The sequence below is a fragment of the Kitasatospora sp. NBC_01300 genome, from assembly GCF_041435235.1.
Classification (GTDB): Bacteria; Actinomycetota; Actinomycetes; order Streptomycetales; family Streptomycetaceae; genus Kitasatospora.
This window is the reverse complement of sequence record NZ_CP108408.1, coordinates 4,183,822-4,204,949: the sequence shown is the minus strand read 5'-3', so window position 1 is coordinate 4,204,949 and position 21,128 is coordinate 4,183,822. Positions and strand designations below refer to the sequence as shown.

Here is a 21,128-nt window from a genome sequence, read left to right as displayed (position 1 = left end):
GACCACCGGGTGGATCTCCTTCCGACGGGCCTACCTCGTGACGGTCGCGCTGATCGGGCAGTACGTGGCGGCGAGTTTCGAGCTGCGGCGGGACGCCGGCTTTGGAACGGGCACGGGGTCCGTCGCAGGTCACGCAGGGGGCGGACAGCAGCTCTTGTAGAGCAAGGATCCTCCCGGACCCATCCGTAGGATCATCTGCCCCGCGTGACTACGCTGTGGCTCTACGACAGTGGGGGGAAGGGCGAGTGCCATGACAGCGTGGATTCTGGTGTGCAACCCAGCGAGGTTCCGTATCGACGACCTGCGGGCAGACAACGGCGAGTTGGACTCCTGGACAGTCCGGCGCTACCTCAACGAGATGCAAGAGGGCGATCCGTTTGCACTGTGGGTGAGCGGTCCAGGCGGCGGTGTCGTGGCGCTTGGCGAGCTCACAGGTGAGCCGCGCTGGAGTGGCGACGAGAGGGCGGACCATCAGTACTGGGTAGAGCCGCCCGGCGCCCGGGATGCCGTGCCGTTGAAGGTTGAGAAGTGGCTGGAATCCCCAATCCCGCGAGCTTGGTTCATCGACAATGAAGTCTTCGCTGGTGCCGGAATCCTGTCCCAGCCGTTCGCCGGAAATCCCCACCGTCTCACGAACGAGCAGTGGAACGCGCTGACCACCAGGGCCGAGCAAGCCGTAGCCTCTGGGCTGGACAGCGAGATTCCGACAGGCGATGGCTGGCACCTCCAGCCGGGCGATCAGATCCGCCGAGTCGAACTCCACGACCGCTACGGGGGCAGCCGTCAAGGAGGAATTAGTCCGTCATCGCAGTCCAAGAACGTTCTGTTCTTCACGGACGCCAGCACGGGCGAACAGCACGGCTATGACGACGTCTGGGAGTCTGACGACCATTTCCGCTACACCGGCGAGGGGCAGAACGGCGATCAGGTCTTCGCCAAAGGCAACAAGGCCATCCGGGACCACCTCCGGGACGGTCGGCACCTTCGCCTCTTCATCGGCAGCCGGGGCATCGTCCGCTACGCGGGTGAGTGGATCCTCGATCCCAACGAGCCCTACTCATGGGGCAGCGCCAAGTCCACGAACGGCGGACCGAAGCGGAAAGTGATCCATTTCCACCTGATTCGACTGGGGGCCGCGGTAACCGCCCCAGGCGTACCAGTGGGCAGTGCTTACCGCGTTGAAGACGAGACCACCGTTCCAGCGCCGGCTGCCCCGAGCGCCCCGGACCCGGCGCTGGTGGGGCGAAATCTCAACATGCATCGGCAACTTCAGAACGCGCTCGCCAAAGAGGTGCAGGCCCGTGGCATGAAGCCACTGTCGCCGACTCCGGCCGACCCCGCCTTTGATATCGCTTGGCACGACGGGGACACCCTGACGGTGATCGAGGTGAAGTCCTTGCGACCCGAGAACGAGTCTCATCAACTGCGCACCGGAATAGGGCAGTTGCTTGACTATGTGGACCAGCTCAGTGCGCGAGCCCCGCGGGTTCGTGGAGTCCTGTGGTTGGAGCGGACGCCGCTGGAAGAACGCTGGTTGGGCATCTGTGAACGCGCCGGGGTGGTGCTTGCGTGGCCGGGGGCAGACGCCAAGGTCTGGGAGCAACCGCAGGCCCTCTGACCGTGGCCAGCCGTGCTCCAAGTTGCGGAACCGTCCTGGGTCCGCGTGCGTTTCGCGATACGAAGTTCGCCTGGTGGACCAGTTGGGGGCTCAATGTCGAAGACTAGTCAGGTGGATGCTCTCTGCGCGGCCGCGGCTGCCTTGCGCGTCGATCGGTCGTCTGGGGTGCCTACCAGACACCAGCCGATCACCTTGCTGTGGGCCATCGGGCGAGCGGCAGCGAACCAGCCGCGAATGGTGCGCTGGACGAAGGCGCGGGCTGAGCTGAAGCCGTTGCTTGAGGAGTTCGGGCGCACTGGGGCGGACCCCTCGCCGGAGTATCCGTTCGTGGCCTTGAGCCGGTCCGGTCTGTGGGAGCTCCGCGGGTACGAAGGCGAGGTTCCGGCAGCCCACGGGTCGGGACTCCAGCGATGGCTCGATGACCACGAGCCACTGGGCGGGCTGGAGCACGACTTCTACGAGCTGATGGCGACTGCCCCTACGGCTCGCAAACGCGTGGTCGACACCCTGATGAGTCAATTCTTCGATACAGAGAAGAGCGCAGACTTGTTGAAAAATGTCCGACTCGGCATCCCCGATTTTGACGGATACGGGGCCGTACCGGGGATCGAGGTGGGCCGCGTCTTCGCGAACCGGCAGGCACTGCATGACGTCGCCGTGCACCGGCCGCTCCAGGCAGGCATCTGCGGCACCGCGGACGGCGGAGCAGAGTCCATCGTATTGTCCGGCGGCTACGAGGATGACGAAGACCACGATGACGTCATCATCTACACCGGACAGGGTGGGCGTGACAACAACACCGGTCGGCAGGTACGCGACCAGACTCTTACTCGCGGAAATGCCGCTCTTGTGACCAGCCAAACAACTGGCATTCCGGTACGAGTGGTCAAAGGCGATACAGATACTGGTTACCGTTACGACGGGCTCTTCCGGGTTGAAGCCTTCTGGCATGCCGCTGGTCAATCCGAATTTCTGGTCTGGCGCTACCGGCTGGCAAGGATCTCCTCGGACGAAACGGTCACTCAGGATCCGGCAGGTATGGCACCGGAAGGTCGGAAGAGTACGACACGCGTGGAGACCACCTTTCAGCGGATCATCCGTAGTACCAAAGTGGCGAACTACGTTAAGCGCGTCCACGGCTTCACCTGCCAGGTGTGCGGCACGCGACTTGCCACGCCCACGGGCGCCTACGCAGAGGCTGCGCATATTCGGGCCCTGGGCAAGCCACACAACGGGCCTGACCTTGCCGGCAACATCCTGTGCTTGTGCCCCAACCACCACACGCTGTTCGACTTCGGCATGCTGTCCATCGCGGATGACCTGACAATTACCGACCGTGCCACGGGTGCCCGCCTAGGGAGGCTGCGTGAGGTTCGTGGTCATCGGATCGATCAAGGGCACCTGGCCTATCACCGAGAGCACCACTCCGAGAGGTGGAAACACGGGCAGGACGATGGAGCCGGCGACGAAGGTGCGGGCGACGTCGGGGAATAAGGCCCAGGGCCCTGCCGGAGGTGTTCGGGAGGGCCCTTTGGTGTGGGTGGGGGGTGTCAGAGGGCGGTGGGGAGGTCGGCGCGGGAGGTGATGTGGAGTTTGGGGTAGGCCTTGTAGAGGTGGTGGGCGATGGTGCGGGGGCTGAGGAAGAGTTGGGCGGCGATCTCGCGGTTGGTGAGGCCTTGGGCGGCCAGGCGGGCGATCTGGAGTTCCTGGGGGGTGAGGGGGGAGTCGGGGGTGCCGGTGGGGCTGGTGGTGGGGGCCGGGGTGCCGGTGGCGGTGAGTTCGGTGCGGGCGCGGGCGGCCCAGGGGTGGGCGGCGAGGCGTTCGAAGGTTTCGAGGGCGGCGCGCAGGTGGGGGCGGGCGTCGGTGCGGCGGCGGGAGCGGCGCAGCCATTCGCCGTAGAGGAGGGCGGTGCGGGCCTGCTCGAAGGGGCGGTGGGTGCCTTCGTGGAGGTCGAGGGCGGCGCGGTAGGCGGATTCGGCGAGCTCGTCGGGGCCGAGCAGGGCCTGGCAGCGGAGCCGGAGCGCTTCGGTCCAGGGGCGGTCGGCGGCGGCGCTCCAGCGGGCGAAGCGTTCGTAGGGTTCGGCGGAGCGTTCGGGGGTGCCGTACCGGACGGCGGCTTCGACCAGGTCGGGGACGGCCCGGGTGGCGCTGACGTGGTACCGGTGGGGGCCGGTGGTGAGGGTGAGCAGGCGGTCGGCGGCCTCGCCGGCGCGGCCGTGGCCGAGGTCGAGCAGGGCGAGTGCCCAGTGGGCCCAGGGGCGGCCGGCGGCGGGGGCGGCGGTCTGCGGGCCGGTGGTGGCGAGGGATTCGGCGGTGAGCCGGGTGCAGCGGTCGGTGTCACCGTCGAGGGCGGCCAGGTAGGCGAGGAGCGCGGTGAGTTGGCTGGTCCACTGGTGCTGGCCGGTGTCGCGGGCGAGGGCGAGGGCTTCGGTGGCGGTGACTTCGGCGTCGCGGTGGCGGCCGTGGAAGAGTTCGGCCTCGGCGAGGAAGAACTGGAGGGTGGGCATCACACCGATGGTGCCCTTGGCGCGGGCTTCGGCGACGAGTTCGCCGGCGAGTTCGGCGGTCTCGTCGTCGCGGCCGAGGATGAGGGTGGCGCCGCAGAGTTGGACGAGGTCGACGGGGGTTTCGGCGCCGGCCTTGCGGGCTGCCGCGGCGGTGTCGCGAGCGGTGGGCGGCTGTGGTGCGGGTCGGCCGAGGGCGGGGAGTACGGCGGCGGGCAGGTGGCGGGCGAGCGGGGCGAGCGGGTCGTCGTCGGCGAGCGGTAGCGCGGCCAGCCGGTCGAGGACGGCGATCACCGGTTCCTCGCCCGCGTACCAGGCGGTGTGGAAGGCCTGGAACAGCATCCGGGCGGCGTGCGGCGCCTCGATGGCGGTGCCGGCGGCGTCGAGCAGCAGCCGGTAGGCCGTCGGGTAGGAGCCGCGCCAGAAGTGCGCGGTGGCCCGGACCTGGTCGAGCAGGGCGTGTGCCAGGGGGTTGTCGGTGCGGGCCCCGGCCTCGTCGGCGAGCGTCTCGGCCTGCGCCAACTTCCCTTCTTCGGTGGCGGCTTCGGCGGCCAGGACGAGGCGGCGGGTGGCGGCGTCGCGGTCCGGGGTGAGCCGGGCGGCGCGCTCGTACGCGGCGGCGGCACCGCCGTGGGCGCCGCGGGCCTCGGCGCGGACGGCGGTGCGTTCCAGCGCGTCGGCAAGGGCGGCGTCGGGGGCGGTGGCGGCGTGGGCGCGGTGCCAGGTGCGGCGGTCGCCGTCCGGCAGTGCTCCGGCGATGGCCTGGTGAACCGCCAGTCGCTGGTGGTGCGGGGCGCGTTGCAGGATGGCGGCGCGCAGGAGCGGGTGGCGGAAGGCGATCCGGCGGTCGGGGGTGACGCTCGCCAGGCCCGATTCCTCGGCGGGGCCGAGGTGTTCGGCGGGGACGCCGAGGGCGGCCGCGGCGGGCAGGACGACGTCGAGTTCGCCGGTCTCCTCGGCGGCGGCGACCAGCAGGAGGGTCTGGGTGGCCGGGGGCAGGCCGGTGACCTGGCCGTGGAAGGCGATCAGCAGCCGGCTGGTGAGCGGCAGGCCGCCGGGTGCGGGCGGCGGCGAGCCCGGGGTGTTCGCCTGCGTTCCGGTGTCGATGGGGAGTTCGGTGAGGGCGAGCGGGTTGCCGGCCGCCTCGACGAGCAGCCGCTCGCGGACGGCGGCGGGCAGGCCGGGGCCGGCCCGGTGGTCCAGGAGCCGGGCGGCGTCGGGCTCGGGCAGGCCGGTCAGCCGGAGCTCGGGGAAGCCCGTGGTCGGGAGTTCCGGTGCGCCGCCGCCGGTGCGCGCGGCGAACAGCAGGGCGACTCCTTCGGCCTGGAGCCGGCGGGCGGCCAGCAGCAGGGCGTCGAGGGAGGCGTCGTCCAGCCACTGCGCGTCGTCGAGGACGCACAACAGGGGCCGTTCGGTGGCGAGTTCGGCGAGCAGTCCGAGGGTGGCGAGCCCGACCAGCAGCCGTTCGACCGGGGCGCTCTCCTCGGCGAGTCCGAACGCCGCTTCCAGGGCGCGCCGTTGCGGCCCGGGCAGGGTGTGCAGCCGGTCGAGGCCGGGTGTGAGCAACAGGCTCAGTCCGGCGAAGGGCAGTTCGGCCTCGTACTCGACGCCCGCCGCCCGGATCACCCGGAACGCCTCGCCCGCCCGCCCGACGGCGTGGTCCAGCAGCGCGGTCTTGCCGATCCCGGGCTCGCCCCGAAGCAGCAGCACCCCGCTGCGGCCCTCGCGTGCCGCGTCCAACAGCCCCGCCACGACGGACTGTTCGTCTTCCCTCCCGTACAGCATGGCCCCGACCCTACCGAGGCCCTCCGGGTCGCAGGTACGGGCGGGCCCGCCGAGCACACCTACGTACCCCCGCCGGGAGCTACGTACCCCCATGCCGATACGTGACTGATTCGCCCGCGCCGGCCCGTCCCTACCTTTGTGAGCAGCGGGAACGAGCCGCTCAACCACCCACCGGGACACGGGAGAAGACCATGACCGAGATCACCGCCACCGCCCTCCAGCAGCTCGCCGAGCGCTACCTCGCGGTCTGGAACGAGACCGACCCGGGCGCCCGCCGCAAGCTGATCGACGAGGTGTGGGCCGTGGACGGCCGGTACACCGACCCGCTGGCCGCCGTCGCCGGCCGGGACGCGATCGACGCGCTGATCGGCGCGGCCCAGGCCCAGTTCCCCGGGCTGGAGTTCACCCTCGGCCCGGTGGACGCGCACCACGACATCGCCCGGTTCACCTGGAACCTCGGGCCGGCCGGCGCCGAGCCGGTGGTGATCGGCTTCGACGTCCTGGTGGCCTCGCCGGACGGGCGGATCGGCTCGGTGTACGGCTTCCTGGACCGCGTCCCGGGCGCCTGACGGCAGGCCGGACGGGTCGGGGGCGACCCCCACCGCCCCCGACCCACGCCCCCCAACCCCACTGAGGAGAAGCCGAGATGAGCTCCGCCCTGACCGCCCGCCCATCGACCGCGACCGGCGATGCGTCCGACAACACGCCCGGCAAGGCGACCGGCACCGCGCCCGGCAATGTGCCCGGCACCGCGAGCACCGCCGCGAGCACCACGGCGTCCGGGGCCGAGGCGGCGACCGGCGCCCCGCGCGGCCTGCTGGCGGTCGTCCTGACCGCCACCTTCATGACCGCCCTCGACTTCTTCGTCGTCAACGTCGCCGTCCCCTCCGTCCAGGCCGACCTGGGCGCCGGACCGGCCGCCGTCCAGTGGGTGATCGCCGGATTCAGCCTGGCCCTCGCGGCCGGCCTGGTCACCGCCGGCCGGCTCGGCGACCGGTACGGCCGGCGCCGGGTGTTCGGGCTCGGCCTGGCCCTGTTCACCCTCGCCTCCGCGGGCTGCGGCCTCGCCCCCACCGCCGCCGCGCTGGTCGGTGCCCGGGTGGTGCAGGGCCTGGCGGCGGCGCTGATGGGCCCGCAGGTGCTGGCGATCCTGCGGACGGCGTTCAGCGGCGCGGCGCAGGCGCGGGCCTTCGCCCGGTACGGGCTGACCATGGGCGTCGGCGCGGTGTTCGGCCAGTTGATCGGTGGGCTGCTGATCCGGGCGGACCTCTTCGGCCTCGGCTGGCGCAGCTGTTTCCTGATCAACCTGCCGATCGGCCTGGCCGCCCTGGCCCTGGTCCGCCGCTGCCTGCCGGAGTCGCGCGCCCCGCAACGGCCGGGCCTGGACCCGGTGGGCGTGCTGCTGGTCACCACCGCGCTGACCGCCCTGGTGCTGCCGCTGATCCAGGGCCCCGCGCAGGGCTGGCCGCTGTGGACCTGGCTCTGCCTGGGCGGCGCGGTCGCCCTGCTGGCCGGCTTCGTGGCGCATCAGCACCGCACCCGGACCCGCGCCACCGCCCATGACTCCGGCTCCGCCGCCCCGCTGGTCGACACCCGGCTGTTCCGGACCAGGGCCTTCGGCGCCGGTCTGCTCGCCCAGCTCGCCTTCTGGCTCGGCCAGGCGTCCTTCTTCCTGGTGCTCGCCCTGTACCTCCAGCTGGGCCGCGGCCTGGACGCGCTCGGCGCCGGGCTGGTGTTCACGGCGATCGGCCTCGGCTACCTGCTCACCTCCAACGCCACCCACCGCGTCGCCGCCCGGCTCGGCGGGGCCCGGACGATCGCCGTCGGCGGGCTGCTGATGGCCGTCGGGCTGGGCCTGCTCGCCCTCGCGGTGTACGGCGCGCCGGGCGGGAGCGTGTGGTGGCTGACGCCGGGGCTGTTCGTGGACGGCCTGGGGATGGGCCTGGTGATCGCCCCGGTGACCTCCGTGGTGCTGGCCGGGGTCGAGCCCCAGCTGGTCGGGTCGGCCGCCGGGGTGCTGGCCACCGTGCAGCAGGTCGGCGGGGCGCTGGGCATCGCGCTGATCGGCCTGCTCTACTACGGCGGGGGCGACCCGGCGGCCGCGTTCGGCCGCAGCGTGACGGCGCTGGCGGCGCTGGAGCTGGTGCTGGTGGGCCTGGTCCGGCTGCTGCCGCGGAAGGGCTAGCGGGACCGACCGGGCGCGCACGGGCGGACGGCCCCGCCCGAGCGGACGGGATCCCAGGAACGGGTGGGAGGGACGGGGCGGGTGGGGCGGGCGGGTGAGCTGCGGCCACCCGCCCGCCCCGTTCCGTCCCCCGCCCGTTCCGTTCTGTCCCCCCGATCGGGTTGGATGGTCGGATGAGCGAGGAGAAGAGCGCCGTACCGGCGTGGGAGCAGCGGTTCAGGGCAGCACGGGTGTCACTCCCCGACTGGGCCGAGGACGCCCCCGACCGGGCGCTGTACGTGTCCAACGCGACCGGCACCTACGAGGTCTACGCCTGGGACCGGGTCACCGGCACCCACCGGCAGGTCACCGACCGGCCGAACGGCACCACCGACGCCGAGCTGTCCCCCGACGGCGCCTGGGTGTGGTGGTTCGACGACCACGACGGCGACGAGTTCGGCGTCTGGCGCCGCCAGCCCTTCGCCGGCGGGCCCGCGGACCGCAGCGCCGGCACCCCCGACGAGGAGGCCGTGCCCGGCCTCGCCCCCTCCTACTCGGCCGGCCTGGCGCTCGGCCGCGACGGCACGGTGGTCGTCGGACGTTCCACCGACGAGGACGGCACCACCCTGCACCTGCGCCGCCCCGGAGCGGCCGAGGCCGTCGAGATCTACCGGCACGCGGAGTACGGCGGCGTCGGCGACCTCAGCTACGACGGCACGCTGCTCGCCATCGACCACACCGAGCACGGCGACGCGATGCACTCCGCGATCCGGATCGTCCGCCTCTCGGACGGCGCGAGCGGCACGCCGAGCAAGCCCGCCGAAACCGCCGAAACCGTTGAAACCGTCGAAACCGTCGAAACCGTCGCCGAACTCGACGAGGTGACCGGCCGGGACGAGCCGCGCGGCGTCGCCTGCCTCGGCTTCGCCCCGGTCGACGGCGACACCCGGCTGCTGGTGGCCCACCAGCGCACCGGCCGCTGGGAGCCGATGATCTGGGACGTCGCCACCGGCGCCGAGACCGCGCTGCCGCTGCGCGACGAGCAGGGGCGCGAGCTGCCCGGCGACGTCTCCGCGCAGTGGTGCCCCGGCGCCGAGGCGCTGCTCGTCGAGCACGAGTACGAGGCGCGCAGCGAGCTGTTCTCGTACACGCTCGCCGACGGTCGGCTGACCCGGCTGGACACCCCGCGCGGCACCGTCGGCGGCGCCACCGCCCGCCCGGACGGCACCGTCGAGTACCTGTGGTCCTCCGCCGCCGAGCCCTCCGCCGTCCGCTCCACCGCCGGGACGGTCGTGCTGCGGGCGCCCGGCGCGGTGCCGCCCGGCTCCGTCCCGGTCGAGGACGTCTGGGTGGACGGGCCCGGCGGGCGGGTGCACGCCCTGGTGCAGCGTCCGGCCGGGGCGGGCGAGGGCCCCTTCCCGACCGTGTTCGAGATCCACGGCGGCCCCACCCACCACGACAGCGACTCCTTCGCCGCCGGCCCGGCCGCCTGGCTGGACCACGGCTTCGCGGTGGTCCGGGTCAACTACCGCGGCTCCACCGGCTACGGCCAGGCCTGGACGGACGCCCTGCACGAGCGGGTCGGCCTGATCGAGTTGGAGGACATCGCGGCCGTCCGGGAGTGGGCGGTCGCCAGCGGCCTCGCCGACCCGCGCCGGCTGGTGCTCACCGGCGGCAGCTGGGGCGGCTACCTGACCCTGCTGGGCATCGGCGTCCAGCCGGACAGCTGGACGCTGGGCGTCGCCGCCGTGCCCGTCGCGGACTACCACACCGCGTACGCCGACGAGATGGAGGCGCTCAAGTCGCTGGACCGCACCCTCTTCGGGGGCACCCCGGAGGAGGTCCCGGAGCGCTTCACCGCCTCCTCGCCGCTCAGCTACGTCGAGCAGGTGCGGGTGCCGGTCTACATCAGCGCCGGGGTCAACGACCCGCGCTGCCCGATCCGGCAGATCGAGAACTACGTCGGACGGCTGGAGCAGCTGGGCAAGCCGCACGAGGTCTACCGGTACGACGCCGGGCACGGGTCGCTGGTGGTGGAGGAGCGGATCAAGCAGCTGCGGCTGGAGATCGACTTCGTCCGGCGGCACCTCCCCGCGGCGTCGGAGGCCGAGGCCGGAACCGGGGCCGGCGACGGGGAGACGGTGTGAGGCGTCTGCTGACGCTCGCGGGAGTCGCGGTGGCCGGAGCCCTGGTGCTCACCGGCTGCTCGGGCGGGCACGGCGCCGAGGCCGCCTGCCCGCCCCCGGTCGGCCCCACGCCGACCACGGCCGCGCCAACCGCACCGGCCGCACCGGCCGCACCGGCCGCCACCGCGACCCGCGTGAACGCGCCGGGGCCGAACGCGGCAGGGCCGGGGCCCGCCGTCACCCGGGCGGCGTACGCGCCTGCGGCGGGCGAGGACGCGGTCCAGCTCGCCAAGGGATCCAGCGGGTCGAAGGGCTCGTCCGGTTCGAAGGGCTCGGGGTCGAAGGGCTCCGGTTCCAAGGGGACGAAGACCGGGCGCACCGTGCACCACCACATCGACCGCTACGACTCGAACGACGACGTGAGCGGCGGCCACGGCCGGTGCCACGACGAGCCGGCGTTCACCGGGTCGCCGACGCCGGTGCCGTCCTCCCCGGCGGCGCCCGGGAAGCCGACGACCGCACCGGTCGTCCCGGCCCTGCCGTCCGCTCCGCCCGCCCCCGGCAAGCCGACCCGCTGAGGCAGGCCGGCCGAGCAGGGGCCGGCCGAGCAGGCGCGGGCCGAGCAGGTGCGGGCCGAGCAGGTGCGCCGAACCGCGGAGGTCAGTCCAGGACCGGGTCCAGTCCGAGGGCCCGGTCCTGCTCCGCCTCCCCCTCGCGGCGCACCAGGCGGAACCACATGAAGATGACGAAGCCCCCGAAGACGAACCACTCCAGGGTGTAGCCGAGGTTCTGGAACGCCCGCAGGGTGAGCCCGTCGCCGCCCTGCGGCTGGACCGTCGGCACCGGGGTCAGCCCGGCCGGCACCGCGTCGGCGGCCACCCAGCCGTCGTACCAGCCGTCGTACGCGAGCGCGTTGAGCAGCGCCGCCCGGTTGACGGTGCCGAGCTGACCGGCCGGCAGACCGCCCGCCACGGCGCCGTTGCTGCCACTGGACTCACCGGCCTGCAGCCGCCCGGTGACGGTCACCTGGCCGGAAGGCGGCGGCGCGGCCGCGGACGCGCCCTCGGCGGGCGCGCCGGGCGCCCAGCCGCGGACCACGGCGGCGAACCGGCCGTCGGCGGTGCGCAGCGGGGTGAGCACGTAGTAGCCCTGCTTGCCGTCGACCACCCGGTTCGGGACGAGGAGCTGGTGCTCCGCGTCGTAGCTGCCGGTCACGGTGACGGGCTTGCCGACGGTCTCGGTGGTCACCTGCGGGGTGGCCTGGTTGAGCAGGTCGTCGATCGGCCGCACATCACTCGAAGCGGTGACGGTCTGCTTGGTCTCCTGGTGCGACGAGAACCGGTCCTCGAACCGGCCGAGCTGCCAGGAGCCCAGCCAGACGCACACCGCAACGGCCGCGACGGCCAGCGCGGTGCCGCCGAGCCAGCGCGGAGTCAGGAGGAACCGGTACACACCCCCACGGTAACCACTCCTCACACCCGTCCCGGCCGCAGGGGTCCGCCATCGGCCGTGCCGGACCGGCTGGTCGCCCGCCCGAACCGGCCCGTCCGACCCTGCCCGACCCCGACCGACCGCGAACCACCAACCCGCCGGACCGCCGCCGGACCGCGAGGCCCGTCAGCCCGCCGGGGGCGTGTCCGACGGCTGCGGCGCCGGTGCGCCCACCCCCTGGACGCCACCGCGGTAGAGGGTGCCGGAGCAGGCCACGGGGAAGGTGGCGGCGGCAACGGCAGGGCTGCCGGGGGCGGGGGTGTAGGCGATGGTGGCGGTGGCCGGCGCGGTGGTGGGCTTGCCGGTCGGGGTGGCGGTGGGGCTGGGGGCGTTGGTGGGCCCGGCGCTGGGGGACGAGCTGGCCTGGGGGTTGGCACTGGGGACCGCCGAGGCGTCCGAGGCCGCCGGGGCGGCATCGGTGGCGGCGGCGGGTGCCTGGGAGGCCCCGGCGGCCTGGTTGGCGCCGCCCTGGCTGGTGGGCCCGGTGGTGGCGGTGCTGCCGCCGGAGGTGGAGCAGGTCCGGTCGGGGATCCAGTCGAACGACACCCGGTAGCCGGCCTGCGGGGCGAGGACGGGGGGCTCCGCCTCCATCCCGGGCAGGTCGCCGGCCGGGTCGCCGACGGCGTGGTCGGCGGTGCGCACGCGGCTGCGGTCGGTCCCGCTCACCGCCGTGACGGCGACGGCGCCGGGGCCGCCCAGCCGGCAGCTGCGGCCGGAGACGTTGTACACGGTGAACGAGCCGTGGATCCGTCCGTCGGCGTCGGCCGGGCCGACCTGTGCGCCGCCCTGGCCGAGGTCGGCCCGGGTGCAGAGCGGGGTGATCGGGCTGTCGCCGGTGCTGGCGGCGGGGGCGGGCGGGGCGGTGGTGCCGTCGGCGCGGGTGGTGCTGGCGCCGGGGCTGGGTGAGGCGGTGGGGGTGCCGGAGGGTGACGCGGTGTCGCCGGTGCCGCTGGGGCCGGGCCGCGAGGGCGTGCCGGTGCCGGGGGTGCCGCCGGTCCTGGTGCCGGTCGGTGCGGCGGGGGCCTGGCTGCTGGCGTCGGCCGAGCCGGGGCCGCCGGACAGGCCGAGGTGCTCCCCGTCGTGCAGGGCGGGCAGGGCGACGGCGACGGCGAGGGCGAGGGCGGCGGCGCCGGTCCAGGCTCCGCGCCGGGCGGCCCGGCGGCGGGGTACGGCGTACCGGATCCGCGGCAGGCCGCCGGGTTCGGGCTGGATGCCGGCGACGGCGCTGCGCATCAGGTCGCGGACGCTTCGTTCCTCGGCGGAGAGCCCGTCGCCCTCACCGTCCGAGGGCCACCGCCCGGCGCCGTCAGCCATGCCCGGCCGCCATCTGGGTGCGCAGGGCGGCGAGTCCGCGCGAGCCGTAGGCCTTCACCGACCCGAGCGAGATGCCGAGGGTCTCGGCGACCTGCGCCTCCGTCATGTCCACGAAGTAACGCAGCACCAGAACCTCCCGCTGACGGCGTTGCAGACCACGCAGCGCGGCCTTCAACTGGTCGCGCTCCAGCGCATCGTAAGCGCCTTCTTCTGCACTGGCCATGTCAGGCATGGGCTTGGGCAGCAGGCGCAGGCCGAGGATCCGTCGGCGCAGCGTCGAGCGGGACAGGTTGACGACGGTCTGCCGCAGGTAGGCCAGGGTCTTCTCGGGCTCGCGGACCCGGCGCCGGGCGGCGTGCACCCGGATGAACGCCTCCTGGACGACGTCCTCGCAGGTCGAGAGGTCGTCCAGGAGCAGCGCGGCGAGCCGCAGCAGGGAGCCGTAGTGGGCCTGGTAGGTCTCGGTGAGCAGGTCCTCGCTGGTACCCGCGTCGGTACCGGCACCGGAGCCCGCCGCACCGGGTGCGACCGCGGTCATCTGGTCGTCTTCCGGCCTACTCGCCGGCCACGGGGCGCGCGAGGGGAAGGCCACCACGGCTCTCGCCGGGATGCCCGCCCCTGCTCCCACCATCACGTTCGCCACGCCCGTTGGACACTCGATCCCCTGTCATGGTTGCCCAGCCCGGGGGCCATTCTTCCGCATCGGCGGAAGAGGCCTCCAGGGGATTCCATCGGGATTCCGGACAGATTGTGTCGAGGAGCGGACACGTCCTCCCCGGATCGGCGGCCGGGCGGGCCCGGGAGCGGGCGGCCCCGGGCCTTCCCGGGTCTCTTCCCGGGCCTCCCGCCAGGCCTCTTCCTGCGCCTTCCCCTACGCCGCTCCCGGCGCGCCTTCCTGCGTCACCGTCAGCTCACCCGCCACCAGCTCCGCGATCTGCAGCAGGTTGAGCGCCGCGCCCTTGCGCAGGTTGTCGCCGCAGAGGAAGAGGTCGAGCGCGGCCGGCTCGTCGAGGGCCCGGCGCACCCGCCCGACCCAGACCGGGTCCGTCCCGACCACGTCGTTCGGCGTGGGGAACTCGCCGGCCGCCGGATCGTCGTAGAGCACGACCCCGGGGGCGTCGCGGAGGATCTGCTGCGCGTGCTCCTGGGTGACCTCGCGCTCGAAGACCGCGTGCACGGCCAGCGCGTGGGTGCGGACGACCGGGATGCGGACGCAGGTCGCGGAGACCTTGAGGGCGGGCAGGCCGAGGATCTTGCGGGCCTCGGCACGGATGCCGACCTCCTCGGAGGACCAGCCGCCGTCCACCAGGGAGCCGGTCCAGGGCACCGCGTTGAGCGCGAGCGGGGCGGCGAACGGCCCGTGGTCGGCGATCACCGCGCGCAGGTCGCCGGCCTGCCGGCCGACCTCGGTGCCGGCCACCAGGGCGGTCTGCTCGCGCAGCGCCGCCTCGCCGATCCGGCCCTCGCCGGAGGCGGCCTGGTAGGAGGCGACGACGAGTTGGGCGAGCCCGTACTCGGCGTGCAGGGCGCCGACGGCCGCGATCATCGCGAGGGTGGTGCTGGCGGGGCTGGCGACGATGCCGCGGGTGCGCAGCCGCAGCGCGGCCGCGTTGACCTCGGGGACGACCAGCGGAACGTCCTCGGCGGTGCGGAAGGCGGCGGAGTCGTCGACCACCACGACGCCCTTGGCGGCCGCGATCGGCGCCCACTGGGCGGAGACCTCGTCGGGGACGGCGAACACGGCGACGTCGATCCCCTCGAAGGCCTCCTCGGCCAGCGGGACGACCTCGACCGGCACCCCGCGCACGACCGGCTTGCGGCCGGCCGAACGCGGGGAGGCGACGAGTCGGATCTCGCCCCAGACGTCCTGGCGTAGGGAGAGCAGGCCGAGCAGCACCTCGCCGACCGCGCCGGTGGCGCCGACGACGGCGAGGTTCGGCCGCCGGGTCATCGCCCGGTGCCTCCGTAGACGACGGCCTCGTCCGTCTCGCTGTCCAGTCCGAAGGCGCTGTGCACGGCGCGGACGGCCTCCGGCACGTCCTCGGCGCGGGTGACGACCGAGATGCGGATCTCCGAGGTGGAGATCAGCTCGATGTTGACGCCCGCGGCGGACAGCGCCTCGAAGAAGGCCGCCGTGACGCCCGGGTTGGAGCGCATGCCCGCGCCGACCAGGGAGATCTTGCCGATCGCGTCGTCGTAGCGCAGCGACTCGTAGCCGATGCCCTCCTTGACCCGGCCGAGCGCGTCGATGGCCTTCTGGCCCTCCGCCTTGGGCAGGGTGAAGGAGATGTCGGTCAGCCCGGTCGACGCGGCGGAGACGTTCTGCACCACCATGTCGATGTTGACCTCGGCGTCCGCGATGGCGCGGAAGATGCGGGCCGCCTCGCCCGGCTTGTCGGGCACGCCGACGACCGTGACCTTGGCCTCGGACGTGTCGTGGGCGACTCCGGAGATGATGGCCTGCTCCATCTCGCCCCCTTCGGGCTTGTGCGGGTTCTCGTTGCTGACGATCGTCCCGGGAAGACCCGAGAAGGACGAGCGTACGTGAATCGGGATGTTGTAGCGCCGGGCGTACTCCACGCAGCGGTCGAGCAGCACCTTGGAACCGGACGACGCCAGCTCCAGCATGTCCTCGTACGCGATCCAGTCGATCTTGCGGGCCTTCGCCACCACGCGCGGGTCGGCGGTGAACACGCCGTCCACGTCGGTGTAGATCTCGCAGACCTCGGCCTTGAGCGCGGCGGCGAGGGCGACGGCGGTGGTGTCCGAGCCGCCGCGGCCCAGCGTGGTGATGTCCTTGCTGGTCTGCGACACGCCCTGGAAGCCGGCCACGATCGCGATGTTGCCCTCGTCCAGGGCGGTGCGGATGCGACCAGGCGTCACGTCGATGATGCGCGCCTTGTTGTGGACGGAGTCGGTGATGACGCCGGCCTGGCTGCCCGTGAAGGACTGCGCCTCGTGCCCCAGCGATTTGATCGCCATGGCCAGCAGCGCCATGGAGATGCGCTCTCCAGCGGTCAGCAGCATGTCGAACTCACGGCCGGCAGGAAGCGGTGACACCTGCTCCGCGAGTTCGATGAGCTCGTCCGTCGTGTCGCCCATTGCGGACACCACGACGACGACCTCATGGCCGGCCTTCTTGGCGTCAACGATTCGGCGGGCAACGCGCTTGATGCCTTCGGCATCCGCAACGGATGAGCCGCCGTACTTCTGCACGACAAGGCCCACGTGCGCTCCTCGACTTGTGTCGTCTTCCGGGGGCACCAGGCCCCCGCACCCCCGGGGAAAAGGGGCTGTGCGGTCGGCGCCAGTCTACCGAGCAGGGGTGACACAACCGGCGCTTTCCATATGATGAGACGCCCGTTTCAGCAGGTGGTCGGCGGAACGGTCGGTACCACCGGCAGGTCTGCGGGCAATTCGCCACCGCCCCGAAGAATCGGCGGATCAACGGACGGTGATCCGGCGGGATTTCTTTTCCGCGCGAAATGCTGAGGCATTCGTCACAATCAGCCGACGACCGGCCGATGCCGGGGCGATGCCCGGTCGACGACCACCGGGGGCGCACCGAAAAACGGCGCGCGCCGGGGCGGCGTTCGGGCGTGCCGGAATCGCGCGGACGTACCGGAATCGCACAGGCGTGCCGGAACGGCACGGGCGCCGGAGGGCGGTACTACCGCCCGAGACCCAGCTCCGCCGCCATCAGGTCACCGGCCTGCTGCTCCAGCTGCTCGTCGGTGAGCCCGTCGTCGTCGGTGTCGGCGCCGTCCGGCACCGCGCCGATCGGACTGTCCAGCCGGACGTGCGCGATCAGCGACTGCAGCGCCCGCAGCACCGCCGTGCAGGTCGTGCCCCAGTTGGAGAGGTACGAGAACTGCCACCACCACAGCGCCTCGCTGACCCGGCCCTCGCGGTAGTGGGTCAGCCCGTGCTGCAGCTCGCCGACCACGCCGGCCAGGTCGTCCGAGATCCGGAAGGCGTTCGGCTTCTCCGGCGGGCCGTACGGGTCGAAGACCTCGTGGTAGACGTCGATCGGCGCGAGCAGCTCGGCCAGCCGCTCGCGCAGCTGCTCGCCGTCCGGCTCCGGCCCGGCGTCGGGCTCGAAGCGGTCCTCCGGGACGACGTCCTCGATGGCGCCCAGCCGGCCACCGGCCAGCAGCAGCTGCGAGACCTCCAGGAGCAGCAGCGAGACCGCGCTGCCCGGCTCGTCGCCCTTGGCGACCTCGGTGACGGCGAGCACGAAGCTCTCCACCGAGTCGGCGATCTGCACGGCGAAGTCGTCCGGCTCCGAACCGTGCGCGTGGATGTGCGGGGTGTGGCTCTGCGGCTCCCCGTGCGGCTGTCCGGGGGCCGGCTGGTGGGCCTGCCCGTGGGACGGCTGGTGGGGCGTGTGGGGCTGCTGGTCGAGCGTCCGGTCAGACATCGAGAAGTCGTCTCCCTTCGAAGGCGCGACCGAGGGTGACCTCGTCCGCGTACTCCAGATCCCCGCCGACGGGCAGGCCGCTCGCCAGCCGGGTCACCTTCAGGCCCATCGGCTTGCAGAGCCGGGCCAGATAGGTGGCGGTCGCCTCCCCCTCCAGGTTGGGGTCGGTGGCCAGGATCAGCTCGGTGACCGTGCCGTCCGCGAGGCGCGCCAGCAGCTCGCGGATCCGCAGGTCGTCCGGGCCGACGCCCTCGATGGGGCTGATCGCGCCGCCCAGCACGTGGTAGCGGCCGCGGAACTCGCGGGTGCGCTCGATGGCGACGACGTCCTTGGACTCCTCGACCACGCAGATGACGCCGAGGTCGCGGCGCGGGTCCAGGCAGACCCGGCACTGCTCGGCTTCCGCGACGTTGCCGCAGACCGCGCAGAACCGGACCTTGTCCTTGACCTCCAGCAGCGCGTGCGCGAGGCGGCGCACGTCGGTCGGGTCGGACTGCAGGATGTGGAAGGCGATCCGCTGGGCGCTCTTGGGCCCGACGCCGGGCAGCCTGCCCAGTTCGTCGATCAGGTCCTGAACCACGCCCTCGTACAACGTCGCGCCTTCCCTCGGATGGTCGGTGGTGCTCCGGTGCCATCATCCAACGAATCGGGCGCCGGACACACCGCCCGACGCCCGACTCCCACATAAATCACATGGGTCCGTTGTCTGAACTTCAGAACTTCAGGACCTCAGACCTGTCTGGTCGGAGCCCCCGTCCGGAAGCTCCCCCAGGTCAGAACGGCAGACCGGGGATGCCCCCGCCCAGGCCCTGGGTCAGCGGGCCCATGCGCTCGGCCTGCATCTTCTGCGCCGACTGGTTGGCGTCCCGCACGGCCGCCAGGACCAGGTCGGCCAGGGTCTCGGTGTCCTCCGGGTCGACGGCCGCCGGGGCGATGGTCAGCGCCACCAGCTCGCCGGCACCGGTCACCGTGGCCTCGACCAGGCCACCGCCCGCCGAACCGCTCACCTTCGTCTCCGCCAGCTCCTGCTGCGCCTGCGCGAGATCCTGCTGCATCTTCTGCGCCTGCTTCAGCAGCTGCTGCATGTTGGGCTGGCCACCACCGGGGAACACGGCTCACTCCTCGCTTCGTGCTTGCTGTCCTGCGTCGCCGTCCTGCCTGCGGTCGCGTCCGCTTGCAGTCCCGCTCGCGTCGTCACGGCCGAGCCTACGTGCTGCCGGGGCGGGCCGTCGCTCAGTTGCCGCGGTGGTGGATCTCCTCCAGAACCGTCGCGCCCAGCTCCCGGATGATCAGCTCCTGACCGGAGAACGCCTCCTCGTTGAGGTCCGGGTCGTCCTCCTCCGGGATGTCGTCCTCCGGCGCCACCGCGCGCACCGGACGGGCCGGCGGCGCGGCCACCGGCGGCGGGGCCTGGACCGGCGCGGGCGCCGGGGCGGCCTGCACCTGCGGGGACGGCTGCGACCGGACCGGCGCGGGCACCGGAGCCGGAGCCGACACCGGCGGCGCGGCGGCCGCCGGACGGGCCGGGGCCCCCCAGCCGCCACCGCTCGGAGCGGCGCCGCCCAGGCCACCGCCGCCGATGGCCGTACCGCCGCCGAGGGAACCGCCCCCGGACGGGTCGACGATGCACTCGATCCGCCAGTCCACACCCAGCGCGTCGGTCAGCGCCTGGCGCAGCACGTCGTCGCTGTTGCTGCCGACGAAGCTGTCCCGGGCGCCCGCGTTGATGAAGGACACCTGGAGCACGCTGCCGTCGAACCCGGCCACCTGGCCGTTCTGGCTGAGCAGGATCCAGGTGAAGCGGCGGCGGTTCTTCACCGCCTCCAGGATCTGCGGCCACAGCTGCCGGACCTGCGCCGCGCCCTGCTGCGCGGCGGCCGACGCCGGCTCGGCGGGCTGCCCGGCCGGGGCGGGCGCGGGCGCCGCGGGGGCGGGGGCAGGGGCGGGGGCGGACACCGGGGCCGGGGCGGCCTCGACGGCCTCGGCGGCCTGGGCCTGCGGCTGCGGCTGCGGCGCGGGGGCCGCGGCCGGGGCTCCGCCCGCCGGCGGGAAGCTGCGCGGGATCGGCCAGGCACCCGGCGCGGGGGCTGCGGGTGCGGCGGGGGCTGCCGGTGCGGGGGCAGCCGCAGGAGCCGCCACGACCGGCGCGGCCTGCACCGGCGCGGCCTGCACCGGGGCGGCCTCCGCCACCGGCGCAGGCGCGGCCATGGGCGCCGCCACCGGCACCCCAGCCGCCATCGGCATCGGCGCGGCGAACCCGCCCGCCGCCGCCCGGCGCTCCAGCTTGTCCAGCCGCGCCTGCAACGACAGCTCGTCGCTGTACGCGCCCGGCAGCATCACCCGGGCGCAGATCAGCTCCAGCTGCAGCCTCGGCGCCGCGTTGCCGCGCATCTCGGTCAGCCCGGTGTTGACGATGTCCGCCGCCCGGCTCAGCTCCGCCGAGCCGAACGCGTCCGCCTGCGCCTGCATGATCGCGACCCGGTCCGCCGGGGCGTCGATCAGCCCCTTCTCCCCCGCCTCCGGCACGGTGGCCAGGATCACCAGGTCGCGCAGCCGCTCCAGCAGGTCGGCGACGAAGCGGCGCGGGTCGTGCCCGCCCTCGACCACCCGGTCGATCACCTGGAACACCGTCGCCCCGTCGTGCGCGCCGAAGGCGTCCACCACCTCGTCCAGCAGCGCCGAGTCGGTGTACCCGAGCAGCGAGGTCGCCATCTGGTACGTCACACCGCCCTCGGCGGCGCCGGCCAGCAGCTGGTCCATGACCGACATCGAGTCACGCACCGACCCGGCCCCGGCCCGGACCACCAGCGGGAACACCGAGTCCTCGACCTGGATGCCCTCCCGGCCGCAGACCTCCGCCAGGTAGTCGCGCAGCGTGCCCGGCGGGACCAGCCGGAACGGGTAGTGGTGCGTCCGGGACCGGATCGTCCCGATCACCTTCTCCGGCTCCGTGGTCGCGAAGATGAACTTGAGGTGCTCCGGAGGCTCCTCGACCACCTTGAGCAGCGCGTTGAACCCGGCCGAGGTCACCATGTGCGCCTCGTCCAGGATGAAGATCTTGTAGCGGCTGTGGACCGGCGCGAAGAACGCCCGCTCCCGCAGCTCGCGCGCGTCGTCCACACCACCGTGCGAGGCCGCGTCGATCTCGATCACGTCGATCGAGCCGGGCCCGCCGGTCGCGAGGTCGCGACAGGACTGGCACTCCCCGCAGGGCGTCGGCGTCGGCCCCTGTTCACAGTTCAGACAGCGGGCCAGGATGCGCGCACTCGTCGTCTTCCCGCAGCCGCGCGGCCCGCTGAACAGGTACGCGTGGTTGACCCTGTTGTTACGCAGGGCCTGCTGGAGCGGAGCGGTCACGTGCTCCTGCCCGATGACCTCCGCGAAGGTCTCGGGGCGGTAGCGGCGGTACAGGGCTAGGGACACACCCCCGACGATATCGGGACGCACCGACAAACGCGTCGCCCCTCGCCTCGCCGCCGTCCCCCACCGCCCCCCGGCGAACCGCCCGGGAACGCAAAGACCCCCCGTGCACCCGCCAGAGCCCTCTTACCCTTGCTGCCTTCCGGCCCTGGGGGGGTTCAGAGAGATGACGCCACACGAGGGGCTGACCCCCACACTACCGGATCCGAGCCCCGACGATCCACAGGCAACCCCACCCTCCGGCCTACGGGATCGCTGGTCGCGAGCACCCCCGAACATGTACTAA

General features: G+C 73.2%; 16 protein-coding genes and 1 other RNA gene. 6 read left to right on the top strand and 11 right to left on the bottom strand.

From position 1 onward, the window contains the following. The first annotated feature begins 250 nt into the window (after positions 1-250). Entirely contained in the window at positions 251-1,618 is a 1,368-nt protein-coding gene (locus tag OG556_RS18815; RefSeq protein ID WP_371518055.1) for an EVE domain-containing protein, read from the top strand. Positions 1,619-1,729: 111 nt separating this feature from the next. Further along, positions 1,730-3,112, top strand: a complete 1,383-nt coding sequence (locus OG556_RS18810; RefSeq protein WP_371518054.1) for a YDG/SRA domain-containing protein — start codon at positions 1,730-1,732, stop codon at positions 3,110-3,112. A gap of 56 nt (positions 3,113-3,168) precedes the next feature. On the opposite strand, the gene OG556_RS18805 is transcribed toward OG556_RS18810, so the two are convergent. Next, positions 3,169-5,907: an AAA family ATPase gene (locus OG556_RS18805; RefSeq protein ID WP_371518053.1), complete on the bottom strand. Its 2,739-nt coding sequence runs from the start codon at positions 5,905-5,907 to the stop codon at positions 3,169-3,171. Positions 5,908-6,098: 191 nt separating this feature from the next. On the opposite strand from OG556_RS18805, the gene OG556_RS18800 reads away from it, so the two are divergent. The 4 genes from OG556_RS18800 to OG556_RS18785 all read left to right on the top strand — a co-directional run bounded on the left by OG556_RS18800 (position 6,099) and on the right by OG556_RS18785 (position 10,775). After that, positions 6,099-6,476 carry a nuclear transport factor 2 family protein gene (locus OG556_RS18800; protein WP_371518052.1) on the top strand — a complete coding sequence of 126 codons (378 nt, stop codon included), beginning with the start codon at positions 6,099-6,101 and terminating at the stop codon, positions 6,474-6,476. 77 nt (positions 6,477-6,553) lie between these two features. Next, entirely contained in the window at positions 6,554-8,092 is a 1,539-nt protein-coding gene (locus OG556_RS18795) for an MFS transporter (protein WP_371518051.1), read from the top strand. Between the two features lie 173 nt (positions 8,093-8,265). Then, entirely contained in the window at positions 8,266-10,218 is a 1,953-nt protein-coding gene (locus OG556_RS18790; protein WP_371518050.1) for a prolyl oligopeptidase family serine peptidase, read from the top strand. Then, the gene (locus OG556_RS18785) at positions 10,215-10,775 is read left to right on the top strand and encodes a hypothetical protein (RefSeq protein ID WP_371518049.1); all 561 of its coding nucleotides are present in this window, start codon (positions 10,215-10,217) and stop codon (positions 10,773-10,775) included. The genes OG556_RS18790 and OG556_RS18785 overlap by 4 nt, the downstream gene beginning before the upstream one ends. An 82-nt stretch (positions 10,776-10,857) precedes the next feature. Here OG556_RS18785 and OG556_RS18780 read toward each other — a convergent pair whose 3' ends face one another. The 10 genes from OG556_RS18780 to ffs form a co-directional block, all read right to left on the bottom strand. After that, a complete protein-coding gene (locus OG556_RS18780) occupies positions 10,858-11,649 on the bottom strand; it encodes an SURF1 family protein (protein WP_371518048.1) in 792 nt (263 codons plus the stop codon). 165 nt (positions 11,650-11,814) lie between these two features. After that, on the bottom strand, positions 11,815-13,002 hold the full coding sequence (locus OG556_RS18775) for a hypothetical protein (protein ID WP_371518047.1): 1,188 nt from the start codon (positions 13,000-13,002) through the stop codon (positions 11,815-11,817). Continuing rightward, positions 12,995-13,633 (bottom strand): SigE family RNA polymerase sigma factor, encoded by a 639-nt coding sequence (locus OG556_RS18770; protein WP_371518046.1) that lies wholly within the window; start codon positions 13,631-13,633, stop codon positions 12,995-12,997. Before OG556_RS18770 ends, OG556_RS18775 begins: the two co-directional genes overlap by 8 nt. A 240-nt stretch (positions 13,634-13,873) precedes the next feature. Continuing rightward, entirely contained in the window at positions 13,874-14,953 is a 1,080-nt protein-coding gene (locus OG556_RS18765; RefSeq protein ID WP_371518045.1) for an aspartate-semialdehyde dehydrogenase, read from the bottom strand. Further along, positions 14,950-16,230: an aspartate kinase gene (locus tag OG556_RS18760; protein ID WP_063348651.1), complete on the bottom strand. Its 1,281-nt coding sequence runs from the start codon at positions 16,228-16,230 to the stop codon at positions 14,950-14,952. The genes OG556_RS18765 and OG556_RS18760 overlap by 4 nt, the downstream gene beginning before the upstream one ends. Before the next feature lie 442 nt (positions 16,231-16,672). Then, complete coding sequence (locus tag OG556_RS18755; protein WP_363623020.1) at positions 16,673-17,422, bottom strand: DUF5063 domain-containing protein; 750 nt, start codon at positions 17,420-17,422, stop codon at positions 16,673-16,675. After that, complete coding sequence (gene recR, locus OG556_RS18750; protein ID WP_350876365.1) at positions 17,415-18,014, bottom strand: recombination mediator RecR; 600 nt, start codon at positions 18,012-18,014, stop codon at positions 17,415-17,417. The genes OG556_RS18755 and recR overlap by 8 nt, the downstream gene beginning before the upstream one ends. Before the next feature lie 181 nt (positions 18,015-18,195). Further along, positions 18,196-18,534, bottom strand: a complete 339-nt coding sequence (locus OG556_RS18745) for a YbaB/EbfC family nucleoid-associated protein (protein ID WP_063348649.1) — start codon at positions 18,532-18,534, stop codon at positions 18,196-18,198. 121 nt (positions 18,535-18,655) lie between these two features. Next, positions 18,656-20,845 carry a DNA polymerase III subunit gamma and tau gene (locus tag OG556_RS18740; RefSeq protein WP_371518044.1) on the bottom strand — a complete coding sequence of 730 codons (2,190 nt, stop codon included), beginning with the start codon at positions 20,843-20,845 and terminating at the stop codon, positions 18,656-18,658. 92 nt (positions 20,846-20,937) lie between these two features. Then, positions 20,938-21,028, bottom strand: an RNA gene (gene ffs, locus OG556_RS18735) — signal recognition particle sRNA small type. Positions 21,029-21,128 lie beyond the last annotated feature (100 nt).